At 56.2% G+C, this 12,472-nt stretch carries 14 protein-coding genes and 1 tRNA gene; 11 read left to right on the forward strand and 4 right to left on the reverse strand.

What is annotated here, in order from left to right; genetic code table 11:
• Positions 1-173 precede the first annotated feature (173 nt).
• From aguB to DCO47_RS02835, 8 genes are all read left to right on the forward strand, one after another.
• The gene (gene aguB / locus DCO47_RS02800; protein ID WP_083353986.1) at positions 174-1,052 is read left to right on the forward strand and encodes an N-carbamoylputrescine amidase; all 879 of its coding nucleotides are present in this window, start codon (positions 174-176) and stop codon (positions 1,050-1,052) included.
• The gene (aguA, locus tag DCO47_RS02805; protein ID WP_116657394.1) at positions 1,052-2,158 is read left to right on the forward strand and encodes an agmatine deiminase; all 1,107 of its coding nucleotides are present in this window, start codon (positions 1,052-1,054) and stop codon (positions 2,156-2,158) included. Before aguB ends, aguA begins: the two co-directional genes overlap by 1 nt.
• Before the next feature lie 244 nt (positions 2,159-2,402).
• Entirely contained in the window at positions 2,403-2,621 is a 219-nt protein-coding gene (locus DCO47_RS02810; protein ID WP_064363382.1) for a hypothetical protein, read from the forward strand.
• A gap of 457 nt (positions 2,622-3,078) precedes the next feature.
• Positions 3,079-4,365, forward strand: a complete 1,287-nt coding sequence (locus DCO47_RS02815; RefSeq protein WP_065615377.1) for an OprD family porin — start codon at positions 3,079-3,081, stop codon at positions 4,363-4,365.
• A gap of 231 nt (positions 4,366-4,596) precedes the next feature.
• The gene (locus DCO47_RS02820; protein ID WP_064363380.1) at positions 4,597-5,343 is read left to right on the forward strand and encodes a 2OG-Fe dioxygenase family protein; all 747 of its coding nucleotides are present in this window, start codon (positions 4,597-4,599) and stop codon (positions 5,341-5,343) included.
• Between the two features lie 79 nt (positions 5,344-5,422).
• A complete protein-coding gene (locus DCO47_RS02825) occupies positions 5,423-5,800 on the forward strand; it encodes a GNAT family N-acetyltransferase (protein ID WP_042608609.1) in 378 nt (125 codons plus the stop codon).
• Positions 5,797-6,513: an AzlC family ABC transporter permease gene (locus DCO47_RS02830; protein ID WP_042608610.1), complete on the forward strand. Its 717-nt coding sequence runs from the start codon at positions 5,797-5,799 to the stop codon at positions 6,511-6,513. The genes DCO47_RS02825 and DCO47_RS02830 overlap by 4 nt, the downstream gene beginning before the upstream one ends.
• Positions 6,492-6,809, forward strand: a complete 318-nt coding sequence (locus DCO47_RS02835) for an AzlD domain-containing protein (RefSeq protein WP_042608611.1) — start codon at positions 6,492-6,494, stop codon at positions 6,807-6,809. Before DCO47_RS02830 ends, DCO47_RS02835 begins: the two co-directional genes overlap by 22 nt.
• Here DCO47_RS02835 and DCO47_RS02840 read toward each other — a convergent pair.
• The gene (locus tag DCO47_RS02840; protein ID WP_042608612.1) at positions 6,726-7,652 is read right to left on the reverse strand and encodes a LysR family transcriptional regulator; all 927 of its coding nucleotides are present in this window, start codon (positions 7,650-7,652) and stop codon (positions 6,726-6,728) included. The two genes, DCO47_RS02835 and DCO47_RS02840, sit on opposite strands and share 84 nt — an antisense overlap.
• Positions 7,653-8,121: 469 nt before the next feature.
• Between DCO47_RS02840 and DCO47_RS02845 the strand changes: the two genes are divergently transcribed.
• The 3 genes from DCO47_RS02845 (at position 8,122) to DCO47_RS02855 (ending at position 9,768) form a co-directional block, all read left to right on the forward strand.
• Positions 8,122-8,412 carry a type II toxin-antitoxin system RelB/DinJ family antitoxin gene (locus tag DCO47_RS02845; RefSeq protein ID WP_065615378.1) on the forward strand — a complete coding sequence of 97 codons (291 nt, stop codon included), beginning with the start codon at positions 8,122-8,124 and terminating at the stop codon, positions 8,410-8,412.
• A 271-nt stretch (positions 8,413-8,683) separates the two neighbouring features.
• Positions 8,684-9,091, forward strand: coding sequence for an MbcA/ParS/Xre antitoxin family protein (locus DCO47_RS02850; protein ID WP_083353988.1), 408 nt, complete (start codon positions 8,684-8,686; stop codon positions 9,089-9,091).
• Positions 9,088-9,768, forward strand: a complete 681-nt coding sequence (locus tag DCO47_RS02855) for an RES family NAD+ phosphorylase (RefSeq protein WP_065615380.1) — start codon at positions 9,088-9,090, stop codon at positions 9,766-9,768. The genes DCO47_RS02850 and DCO47_RS02855 overlap by 4 nt, the downstream gene beginning before the upstream one ends.
• A gap of 57 nt (positions 9,769-9,825) precedes the next feature.
• Here the strand turns inward: DCO47_RS02855 and DCO47_RS02860 are convergent, their stop codons facing one another.
• The 3 genes from DCO47_RS02860 to DCO47_RS02870 form a co-directional block, all read right to left on the reverse strand.
• Positions 9,826-10,983 (reverse strand): AAA family ATPase, encoded by a 1,158-nt coding sequence (locus DCO47_RS02860; RefSeq protein WP_042608616.1) that lies wholly within the window; start codon positions 10,981-10,983, stop codon positions 9,826-9,828.
• Between the two features lie 234 nt (positions 10,984-11,217).
• A tRNA-Thr gene (locus DCO47_RS02865) sits at positions 11,218-11,293 on the reverse strand.
• A gap of 75 nt (positions 11,294-11,368) precedes the next feature.
• Positions 11,369-12,205, reverse strand: coding sequence for an FkbM family methyltransferase (locus DCO47_RS02870; protein WP_116657395.1), 837 nt, complete (start codon positions 12,203-12,205; stop codon positions 11,369-11,371).
• Positions 12,206-12,472 lie beyond the last annotated feature (267 nt).

The following is a 12,472-nucleotide window of genomic DNA, read 5'->3' on the forward strand; positions in this document are numbered from 1 at the left end:
TATCGATTTACTAAGCGTTTAAATAGCGTATTTTCTGATTTATAGGTTTTAAAGCCGATATTTATCGGTTATAAAGTCGCCATTGCCCCGGCCTTGGCGATCTCTTGTCCGGTGCGCGCGTTTCTTTTCGGTCGAATTCGTCGACCGTCAAAGCACTAGCCCGGAGATGATTCATGAGCCGTATCGTTACCGTCGCCGCCACGCAGATGGCCTGTTCGTGGGATCTTGAAGCCAACCTCGAAACTGCTGAAAGGCTGGTGCGTGAAGCCGCCGCCAAAGGTGCGCAGATCATCCTGATTCAAGAGCTGTTCGAGGCACCGTACTTTTGCCAGAAGCCGAATCCGGATTACCTGCAACTGGCAACGACCGTTGAAGAAAACGTCGCCATCAGGCATTTCCAGAAAATCGCCCAAGAACTTCAAGTGGTGTTGCCGATCAGCTTCTACGAGCTGGCCGGGCGGGCGCGCTTCAACAGCATCGCGATCATCGACGCTGATGGCAGCAACCTCGGGATTTATCGTAAAAGCCACATCCCGGACGGCCCGGGCTATCACGAGAAGTATTACTTCAACCCGGGCGACACCGGTTTCAAAGTGTGGAACACCCGTTACGCGAAAATCGGCGTAGGCATCTGCTGGGATCAGTGGTTTCCGGAAGCGGCCCGCAGCATGGCCCTGCAAGGCGCGGAAATCCTGTTCTATCCGACCGCCATTGGCAGCGAGCCACACGACAACAGCATTTCTTCGCGCGATCACTGGCAACGTGTGCAGCAGGGCCATGCCGGCGCCAACCTGATGCCGCTGATCGCCAGCAACCGCATCGGCAACGAAGAACAGGACGGTTATGACATCACCTTCTATGGCTCATCGTTCATCGCCAACCAGTTCGGTGAAAAAGTGCAGGAGCTGAATAAAACCGAAGAAGGTATTCTTGTGCACACGTTCAACCTCGACGAGCTCGAGCATATTCGCAGCGCGTGGGGTTCATTCCGCGACCGCCGGCCGAATCTGTACGGCGCGTTGAAAACCCTCGACGGTTCCCTGGAGTCCTGATGACCACATTGAAAAGTACCCCACGCGCCGACGGCTTCTACATGCCGGCCGAGTGGGCGCCTCAAACCCAGACCTGGATGATCTGGCCCGAGCGCCCGGACAACTGGCGTCTGGGTGGCAAACCGGCGCAGGCCGCGCACGTCGCGGTAGCCAAAGCCATCGCCCGTTTCGAGCCAGTGACCGTTGCCGTCTCCGCCGGCCAGTACGAAAACGCCCGCGCGCGTCTCGATGTGCCGAATATCCGCGTGGTGGAAATGTCCAGCGACGACGCCTGGGTTCGCGACAGCGGCCCGACCTTCGTCATCAACAACCGTGGCGAAGTGCGCGGTGTGAACTGGGATTTCAACGCCTGGGGTGGTTTCGATGGCGGTCTGTATGCGCCGTGGAATCGTGACTCGCAGGTCGGCGGAAAAATCCTCGAGATCGAGCGCAGCCCGCGCTACCGCACTGAAGGTTTCGTGCTCGAAGGCGGTTCGATTCATGTCGACGGCGAAGGCACTTTGATCACCACCGAAGAATGCCTGCTAAACCGCAATCGCAACCCGCACCTGAGCCGCGAAGAAATCGAAGCGATGCTCAGTGACAACCTGTCCGTGGACAAGATCATCTGGCTGCCGGATGGTCTGTTCAACGACGAAACCGACGGCCATGTGGATAACTTTTGCTGCTACGTGCGCCCGGGGGAAGTATTGCTGGCGTGGACCGATGATCCGCAGGATCCGAACTATCCACGCTGCCAGGCCGCAATGCGCGTGCTGCAAGACAGCACCGACGCCAAGGGCCGCCCGTTCACGGTGCACAAAATGCCGATTCCGGGGCCATTGTATGCGACCGAGGAAGAGTGCGCCGGGGTCGATCCGGTGGACGGCTCGCAGGAGCGTAATCCGTCCGTGCGCCTGGCCGGTTCCTACGTGAATTTCCTGATCGTCAACGGCGGCATCATCGCGCCGAGCTTCGATGACCCGATGGACGCGCCAGCCAAGGAAATCCTGCAGAAGCTGTTCCCGCAGCACGAAGTGGTGATGGTGCCGGGCCGCGAACTGTTACTGGGTGGCGGCAATATTCACTGCCTTACCCAGCAACAGCCGGCGCCGCACAAAGAGTGAGTTGAGTCGTAACAGCTTGAGTTGGTTAACAAATCAGCCTGGCAATGATTAGCTCGCTACGCATGAAAGCAAGCCCGCAGCCCGTCAGGACCGCGGGCTTGTTTGTATCCGCCGGTCGCTGTTCGGCGCGCTTTGGCATAGCTCTTGTATTGCTTCTGTTGCACTAGGGAGGGCGGGGAACTTCAACAGTTCTGTCACAAACCTTGGATAACTTAGCCGCTCATGAACGGGGGAGAGCGCTGAAATGAACGCCGAAGTGAACGTAGTCAGCGAGCGGACTGTGCATCCCATGGCCGTCAATGGCGAATCGCTCCAGCTTGTCGCGCACTGGTTGAAGTCCAATGGAACGCGTCAGATCAGAGAACCTGATCCGCGCCGGATGATGATCGAGCGCTACCCCGCTGGGCTGTTCAGCGAGGCCGAACTGGAAGCGTTGTGGGATGTGATGGAAGGACAGGAGTAACAGGGATTGATCAAAGCGCTGCCGGGATTGGCGGCGCTTTTTTTTGCCTGAATTTTATCTAAAGGTATTCAAAGGTGGGAGCGAGCCTGCTCGCGAAGGCGTCCGCCCTGCCAATGACTCGTTGACTGATCCACCGCTTTTCGCGAGCAGGCTCGCTCCCACTAATCAAAACTCCCTGCTTAATCTGGTTTTCCTGCAATCGCCCAGCTAAGAATTTACGTTTCTTAGACGTTTTTCGCCTATTTAAAGACGATTCTTGAAATTGACACACTGTTAAGGGCGCGGCTACGATTCCGCCTAACGCCTGTGGCTAACCGCCATGACTCAAAATAAGGAGCAGGCCCGCCATGACGTATCCGTCGGCGGGTCTTTTTGTTTCGGGGTGAATACAAGAGTGCAAAAGCGCCGTTTCAGCCGTTCGACACAGCGCGTTTCAACCCGTAATAAGGAAAACAAAATGTTGAACAAGCGAATCAGTCTGATCGCACTGGGGATGTTGAGTGCTACACAGGCCATGGCTAACGACCAGGCCGAATCCAAGGGTTTCGTTGAAGACAGCAGCCTCAAAGTGCTGCTGCGCAACGCCTACATCAATCGTGATTACAAAGACGGTCGCCCGGACAAAGCCGAGTGGGGCCAGGCGGCGATCGGGACGTTCTCGTCCGGCTTCACCCAAGGCACCGTGGGTGTCGGTGTTGACGCCTTTGGTCTGTACGCACTGCGTCTGGACGGTGGCAAGGGACGCACCGGCGCGCAAGGCATCGACTTCTTCAAGCAGGAAAATGACGGTCGCGCCAACCACGACATCGCCAAGGGCGGCGCAGCGGTCAAATTCCGCTTCTCCAACACCGTGCTGACCTACGGCGACCAGATGCCGGCCCTGCCGGTGCTGAGTTACGACAACGTGCGTCTGTTGCCGGAAAGCTACACCGGTACTTTGATCACTTCCCGTGAGATCAAAGGTCTGGAGTTGAATGCCGGTCGTTTTACCGCTGAATCGCGCAAGAGCGATGAAGGCCGTGACAGCGGCGGTCTGAAGTCGATCAATGTATTGGGCGGCAGCTATCAGTTCACCGAACGCTTCAAAGGCGCGCTCTATGCGTCGGACGTTGAAGACGTCTTGAAGAAACAGTACGTGAACGCCAACTACGTTATTCCGTTCAACAAGGACCAGTCGCTGACCCTGGACTTCAACGGCTATCGCACCAAACTGGACAACTCCTATGTCCGCGAAAACGGTGTAACCGGCGACGACAACAAGATCTGGAGCCTGGCGGCGACCTTCGCCACCGGCCCGCATTCGTTCACCGTGGCGCACCAGCGTTCCACCGGCGACAGCAACCTGGGTTACGCCTACGGCGGTTATCAGAAAGATCAGGGGCGTGTCGGTGACGGTGGCAATACCATCTACCTGGCCAACTCCTACTGGTCGGACTTCAACGCCGAAGATGAACGCAGCTGGCAGCTGGGCTACGGCCTGGACTTCGGTGTATTCGGCGTTCCGGGTCTGAGCTACAACTTCGCTTACGTGCGTGGCGACAACATCACCACCTCCACCAGCGAAGGCGGCACCGAGCGCGAGATCTTCAACCAGTTCAAGTACGTCGTGCAAAGTGGTCCGGCCAAAGACCTGAGCGTGAAACTGCGCAGCTCGATTCTGCGTGTCTCGCAGAAATCCAGCGAGTACAACGTCAGCGGTAACGAAGTGCGAGTATTCGTGGACTATCCGATCAATATCTTCTGATGATCGAAATGCTGTAAGAAAAATGAGAAAACCCCGATTCGTTCGGGGTTTTTTTTCGACGGTTTTTCAGTCGAAACCGGAAATAACCAGAGTTTTTGTCATGTAAAAGTTGTTTTCGATGCGCTGCAGGTTTCGTTTCAAACAACACTTCAAATGCCTGAAATTCTTTCTCATGGACGCAAATTCTCCACCTAATAGATTAGGGCGTTCAACGCAGCGGAGAATCTGGTAATGATCGTTTTGAACAGAGAAGTGGGCGAATCGCTACGGCGCGACAAATTTGTCAACGTCCAGGGTGGTGACTTCAATCTCTACGGTCATTTTGCCGACTTCGTCAGACTGACCAAGAGTTGGGAAAACATGGAGCCTGACAGCTATTACGGTCAGGCCGAAGCCGGCATGCGCTACCGTCGTTACAGCGACTTTGAATACAACCCGAAAACCCGCGAACTCAAACAACTCGAGCATCGCGCCTATGTGCAATCGAAAGCGAACAACGCTTACGTCGGTGGCGTGGTACGGCATTTTCAGGACTTTTCCGAAGAAGTGATCTCTTCACCGGTGATGCGCAGCCTGATCGACACCGATTTCGAAGTGTACAAGAGCGTTCTGCCGGAAGAGTTGCACGATGAAATCTGGCAATGCCAGATCCATCAGATTCGCATCGAGATCAAACCCGGCAAACAGCTGGAAATCACTCCCGAAGGCATTCACTGCGATGGCTATCCGTTCAGCGGCGTGCACTTCTGGGGACGCAATAACGTCGAGGGTGCGGAGAGTCGTCTGTACGACATCCACAAGCATCAATTGGCGGCGACCACCTACGAGGAAATTCTCGACACCACCTACTTCCTCGATCGCGACATGCGTCACTACGTGACCCCGGCGCGCAACACTCACACGCATGCCATGGCATACCGGCAGATTCTGGCAATTTCCTTCTCGCGGCCCGGGACCGCTTTCGACATTGTTCGCTAATCAGATCACCCCAATCGACGGCGTCGAATGCTCGACGCCAGTGGTCCTGCGCCGGGCTACGGCCAAGGATGCGCAACGCATGGAGCGCTTCTTCCGCCAGTTCGACGAAGTGTCGTTCTGCGAATGGCAGGACGCCAAATGCCTGCGCGGCGTGTTGATCCAGAAAACCACCACGGCGTACCTGGCGTTCGATGTCGACGGCGAGATCGTCGGCGCGGTGCTGGGCGGCATGCTCGGCAGCCGCGGCACGATCAATCATCTGGCCGTCAGCCCGCGCTACCGCAGCCAGGGCGTGGGTCAGCGCCTGGTCGAAGCCGCGTCATCCGACATGAAGCGGGTCGGGGTTCTGCGGATGTTTCTGTTCGTCGACGATGCTAACCTCGCGGGCAAGCGATTCTGGACCGCCCAGGGTTTTTGCGAACCTCACGGCGAACGGACATTTGAGAGGGATCTATGAATGAAAGGTCCGGCAGCGCACCGTTGATGGCGACTCATCAACCGTCGCGCACGTTTGCCGAAGCCAGCCCGGTAGTCGCCGGGTATTTCACCGTGTCGTTTGTCTTCGGGCTGATGGCGGTCAACGCTGGTTTGCCGATGTGGCTGCCGGTGGCGATGTGCTTGTTCGTGTATGCCGGCGCATCGCAATTCGCCGCGCTGGCGCTGATCTCCAGCGGCGCATCGCTGACCACCATCGTACTGACCACGTTCCTGATCAATGCGCGGCACATGCTGATGTCGGTGTACATGGCCAAGGCCCTGCGCGCCCTTGGCTTGAGCCGCATGGAACGTTGGGCTTACGCCGGTGGCCTGACCGACGAATCCTTCGCCTTCCACAGCGTCAAGCTCGGCACTGGCGCCCCGGTCAACGTGCGTTATCTGATCGGTTTCAACCTGTTCTGCCACACCTCGTGGGTGCTCGGCGGTTTGCTCGGTGCAGTCTGCGCGCAGTACGCGGCGCACCTGATCAAATATCAGCTCGATTACGCGCTCACGGCGATGATGCTCTACGTGCTGGTTTCGCTGTGCAACACGCGCAAAAAACTGATCGCCGCCGCTGCCGCCGTGGTCTGCATGGGGGCACTGAGCCTGATCGGCAGTTCGCCCTTCAACGTATTTATCGCCACGTTTGTGGGCTGCGGAGTGGGTGTATGCCTGACCAAACGTTCCTGATTCTGGTGGTGGCATTAATGATGGCCGTGACCTTTCTGCCACGTGCCTTGCCGCTGCAGATCAACACCGAACACTGGCCGCCGTTCGTGGCGCGGGCGCTGGAATATTTGCCGGTGGCGATCGTCGCTGCGATCAGCCTCACGCCCCTGTTGATCAAGGACCGGCAGATACAGCTCGATCGCCCGGAATTCTATGCCGCGATTCCGACGTTGCTATGTGCGTATTTCAGCAAAAACCTCTTTCTCAGTGTGGCGGTGGGGACGGCTGCGTACATTGCGCTCGGCTCGTTCATGTAGCGGCATATCGACGACATCGTTCAACGCCTGGTGCGACAACTCCGGATTGTTCACCGCCAGGCGCACTTCGAGAAAATCCTCGAAACCGGGGAAGATCGTCAGGCCGTTCTTCTGCGCCGCTTCACGCGAGACCATACCGACCGCATCCATCTGTGTGATGAGCGACAGCGTCAAGGTCTCGCTGCATGAATAGACCATGCGCTGACCGTTCTCGTGATTGCCCAGGCCGGCGTCGAGAAAACGCAAAAAGCTGTGGGAATACGGACAGTCTTCAGCAGGACGCACCTGGAACTTGTTGCCCAGCAAGGTCAAAGGATCGTTTTCCTGACCGCAATGCGCACCAACCACCTGCACCTGCACATCCGGCAGCACGATGCTCGGCAAGCCGGGACGCTGCGGGCCGATCAGCACGGCGAGGTCGAAATCTTCGTTCTTCAGCTTGCTGAGATTTTCCATCGACTCGGCGTAGCTGAATTCCATCTGGTAATCGGGAAACACCTCGATCAGACGTCCGATCATGCGCCGGTTGAAGTCAGGCGACAGCGTGTTGTTCAACGCCACCTTCAACGTCCGCTGCCCCGGCACCTTCAGGGCCTCGACCTTTTCCTCCATCTGCCGCGTGGCGATCAACACTTTGTCGATGTAGGGCGTCAGCTCCGTGCCTTGCGGCGTCAGCGTCAGCCCCTTGTTTGAACGGCGAAACAAGCGGAAACCGAACTGCTCTTCGACCTTGTTCAACTGCGCGGCCAACGCCTGCACAGTCAGGCACGAATGCTCGGCTGCAGCCGACAACGAGCCGGTCTGCACGATGCGCATGAGGTTGCGTAAGGTTCTGCTATCCATGGGTAATGCCCTCTGAAGTGGGCTGGGTATTGTTGTTTACGAAACGACCGAACCGGCGCCATATGCCGGCTATATTCCTGCACCTGAGCATAGTTGTCGCGGATTTAGTAGCGAATTGATTCCCCCGCCGATGGCTGGAGGCTGACAGAGGATCGGGGTTTTTGGTGGCTTGGGGGTGATGGAGGTCAAAAAAAGTGCTGGGTTTTGGTGCGTGGGGGCGGTTTTTCCGATGAGAAACGGCTTACATCCTCCGAGGTTTTTGCCAGCGTCACGCGCAGAACGATCTCAGGCAGAGTAGCGATTTAGCTGATAGCGCTTACCTGTCAAAGGAGTTGAAATGGATACCTGGCAGTCGATCCATGGCGGTTAACAACCACCTATCAACTTCGCGTTGACCGACGAAGATCCCTCCGACCACAATGTAGAGGTAGCGCTGATGTAGCTACAAAATTACAACGAGGTAATCGTAATGGCTGCACTACTCAAAACTACCGATGTGCGTTGCCGCATTGATGAGGATTTGAAAACGCGTGCCACTGAAGTCTTAAACGCTTGCGGGCTGAGCATCAGCGACGCCATGCGACTTTTTCTGCGACAGGTTGTTGCCACTCAGGGGCTTCCCTTCGAGGTGCGAGTTCCATCAGAGAAAACGGCGCGCGCAATGATGGAAGCACGAGAAATCCGTCAGCGTTTCGACTCCATAGACGACATGCTGAGGACTGTTGATGGCGAAACCGGAGAAAACGCAAAAACGCGCTGATCGGCCTAAACAGTGTGCACAGACTTCTGAATTCAAGAATTCTTGGGATCGTTATAACCGTGCCGGAAGGCGAGACATGAACGACGTCCGGAATGTGATGGCGATGTTTGTTCTTGGGGCAGCAATTACCCGCAGAATATCTGGATACATAAGCCGGCTTAACTCCGGCTTCTGTGCGGCTGTTTGTTGCGATTGTTCGTTTGTGTATCAAAACTCTAAAAAATTACAGTTTTGTACTAGTCTTGAGCTAAGACAAAATCAGGAGGCGTCTATGCCTACCTCATCTCCAGCCCTCATCCCACGCGAACAACTCGACGCCCCCGAAGCCGGTCGCGTCGCGCTGAAGTTCTTCTTCAACCTTATGGAGCGTTGGGGCTGCAGCGCCGAGCAGCAACGCACATTGCTGGGCGGCGTCGGCAACACCACGTTTTATAAATACAAACATTTGCCGAACATACGTCTGCCTAACGACACCCTTGAGCGGATCTCCTACCTGATGGGCATTCACAAGGCGTTGAGCATCATCTTCAGCAACAGCCGCGAGCGCGCTTACGCTTGGGTCAGCAGCCCGAACACCGCGGCACCTTTCAACGGCAAAACCGCACTGGATTACATGCTGGCGGGCAGGGTGGTCGACATCGCCGATGTGCGCCGCTACCTCGATGGAGTGCGCGGTTGAAAACGCCGACGCTGGTCGAGGTGCCATGGCCGCGCGCGTATCGCATCGTCAACAGCAGCTTCCCGCCGATTGCGCTGTTCGAAGATGTGCTCGATCCAGAAGACCTCGAAGTCGCCTACGCCATCGAAGCGCTAACCAATGATCGTCTGATCGAGCAGGCCGGCGTGCTCGCTCGCGTGCGCCCGGAAGATCGCCTGTCCGGCCCCGGTTCCAGTCCAGTAATGGCCGCGTTTACCCATGTCGGCAAACGCAGCCGTTTCAGCGACGGCACCTTCGGCGTCTATTACGCTGCCAGCAGCCAGGCCGCAGCCATCGCCGAAACCTGTTTCCACCAGGAACGCTTCCTCGCCGCGACCCAGGAAGCCGATCTCGAATTGACCATGCGCACTTACGTCAATCAGGTGATCAAACCGCTGCATGACGTTCGTCATGGCTTTGATCATTTGCATCAGCCTGATCCGGACGCCTACGGGCCGTCGCAGGTATTTGCGCGGCAATTGCGCGATGCTGAATCTTGGGGCTTGCTCTATAACAGCGTGCGATTGGCGGGGCATGAATGCGTTGCGGCGTTTCGGCCCCCGGCGGTTTCGATTCCGAAGCAGGGCAAACATTTGCGCTATGTGTGGAGTGCGGGTCAGCAGAAGATTTCGTTTGTGTTCGAGATCAGTCAGGTCTGAAACGCAAAAAGCCCTCGAAGGGGTCTGTCCCCAATACTGCTCCAATACTGCTTGAGCCTAACTTCCCTCGATCAAAGCCCGCTCCTCCAGCCAGATCTCTTGCACGAATTGATCGGTGATCGCATAAATGCCATGCCCGCGTCGCATGATGATGTTCTCGGCAACCAGCGCAATCACTACCGGCTGAATCTCTTCGACCCGCACCTCTCGCCCGACGGACTTTGAATATTCAGCCGCTGCGTCTGTGGAAAAAATTCCGCGAGCATCGCCTTCTGTAGATGCGATCTTGTTGAAAACGGCTTGAGCCAAGCTACCCAGTTGCTCGACTTTTTCCAGCTCGATGCTTGCCGCCGCCGAACGTAGTGTACTGGCGATTACTGGCAGAAAAACATCTGGCTCGCCCTCTTGCTGTAAGAGTTGGCGTAGGGCCTTCAGCATTTCTTCAGGCCGATTGCCCAAAGTGTCGAACGCTTCGATTGCAGCTTCGAGGGACGGTAATTTGTCCTGCTTCACGGTAATTGCGAGTCTGTTGAGCAAAAACTCAACGTAATCGCCTTTCAGCAATGGATAGGCTGCTGACGTGGCGCCGGAAAAGGCGTGGTTGCGTTTGGCGGTCAGTTCGCTGACTTGCGCTCTGTGCGAACCTGTGCCGATAAATAGAAAGTATCCCGGCGTTTTCGGACGAGGGTTGATTGCATCGCGGGCGGCTTTGAGTGCCAGGAGCAGCTGATTACCGTCGTCTGAGGAAATGGCATGCTGCACCTCGTCAATGATCAACACCAGATCAGTCTTGGCTTGATCTACGACTTCGGTGAGTGCTTGCGCCAGTGTCGGGCCGTCGACGTTGCCAATGCTGTCGAGTTTGAAGCCGAACTTGAATCCAGCGGCGCCGATTTCAACATTGCTGACTCGCTTGAAGGTTTCCAAGGCAGAGGAGCCAGGTGTTTGCAGATCTTTCAGGGTTTTCCGGATGGCGTTGTGCACGAGCGTTGCCGGGTTAGCCAGAGTGTCGCTCCATAAATCGACGTAGATGACCAAAGCGCCTGCTTCTTCCAGGGCCGGGATGAGATCATTCCTCAGAAACGTCGTTTTGCCTGTGCGGCGCAGACCAGATAGAAACAAGCCTGAGCGCAAACCTTCGTCGAGCACACCTGGGTTAAGAAGTTGGTTAGCCATTGACTCAGCCAGTTCTGGTCGCTGAAAAATGCTGCTCATGCGATTACACCTTTTTATGTGCACACCCTAATTATTGCTATTTCATAATTTAGCATAAAGATGGAAACGAGGACCGTCGGTTCAAAGTCCGCGCTTTCGAAGTGTGTAAGAGGAAGTGTGGCCAATCGCGCGAAGTGCGAGGGAGAAGCTACTTTCACCGGGGGAAAGTGCCAGGGATATAAACAAAGCAGAAACAACAAAGCCCCTGCATTTCTGCAGGGGCTTCGTTTTGTATGGTGCCGGCACCAGGAGTCGAACCCGGGACCTACTGATTACAAGTCAGTTGCTCTACCAACTGAGCTATACCGGCGTGTGGGCGACGATTATAGCGATTGGGAAGATCCTGTAAACCCCTGAATTCAGACTATTTTTGCATCCGCTCTAATCAAGCCTTGCGTAGCACATTGCGCAGGGTTTGCACGGCCTTCACGGTGCGGCTGTTCTGCAGGGCCGATAGTCGCGCTTCGGCCTGCTCCGCGCGTTGCAGGGCGTTGGCCAGTTGTTGGGCGGTGTCGAGTTCGCTGGGGCTGAGCGGGTGAGCGAAGGCGTGGCCTTTGCACAACTGGAAGTTGTCGAGATTGCACGGTGGGATGGCGAAAGCAGGTTTGAGGTTCAGGTGTTCGTCGGCGAGGAACCAGGTGTTGAGACCGTCGAACAGGATCGCCTGATAACCGGCGTCGGTGACCAGCGGTTCCCACGTGTGGTCGCGCTCCCAGGGGGTCTCGATGACGATGATCCAGGGACGGAAGCGAGTGAAGTCCATGCCGCGCAGGACGCTTTCTTCGTGGCCTTCGACGTCGATTTTCAGGAAATGGATCGGTCGATCAGCGGCATATTGTTCGCAGATCGACGTCAGTGTGCGCGAGTCTACTGTGAGGCTGCGCACCTCCATGCCTTGATCTTTGTGCTGTTTGGCGATCGCCGGGTCGGCCGTGGACAGGCCGGTATCGGGGATAGCGTAGAAGGTCATTTCGCCGGGCCGATCGCTGGCGATGCTTTGCACAGTAGTGTCGTGCGGACGTTGCTGACAGAGGGCGTCGTAGTAGTTCTGTATCGGTTCGACGTTCACGCCGTTCCAGCCGTGGTCATAGAAGGCTTTGGTAACCGAATCGTGATTCGGGTCATTGGCTCCTACATCGATATAGAAGCCGTCTTCGACTTGCTTGAGGGCACGCCACAAGCGGACGTCTTCAAAATTCTGCGCATAAGAAATAAACGTCACGGTCGCATCCTGTCGGGTTTGTTTTGTTCTTGTTGGGACGCGTGCGGGTGGCACGTTGTGGCCTTGTATAGCAAGGCGGGCGAGATGCCGCAATTATTCGCTGCGAGCGGGTGCAATCAGGCGGTTATGTCGTTTTGATTGGCGGCTTATGCACATTCGGCTGGGATTGACTCAGGTCAGGCGGGATTTTCTGGAAGCGTTCTCATTTTGTTCGCAAATTCCTGTTTTAACGGTTTTTTATCCATGTGAACAAAAAATGAACAGCGA

The sequence above is a fragment of the Pseudomonas sp. NDM genome (genome assembly GCF_003105095.1).
Taxonomy (GTDB): domain Bacteria; phylum Pseudomonadota; class Gammaproteobacteria; order Pseudomonadales; family Pseudomonadaceae; genus Aquipseudomonas; species Aquipseudomonas moraviensis_A.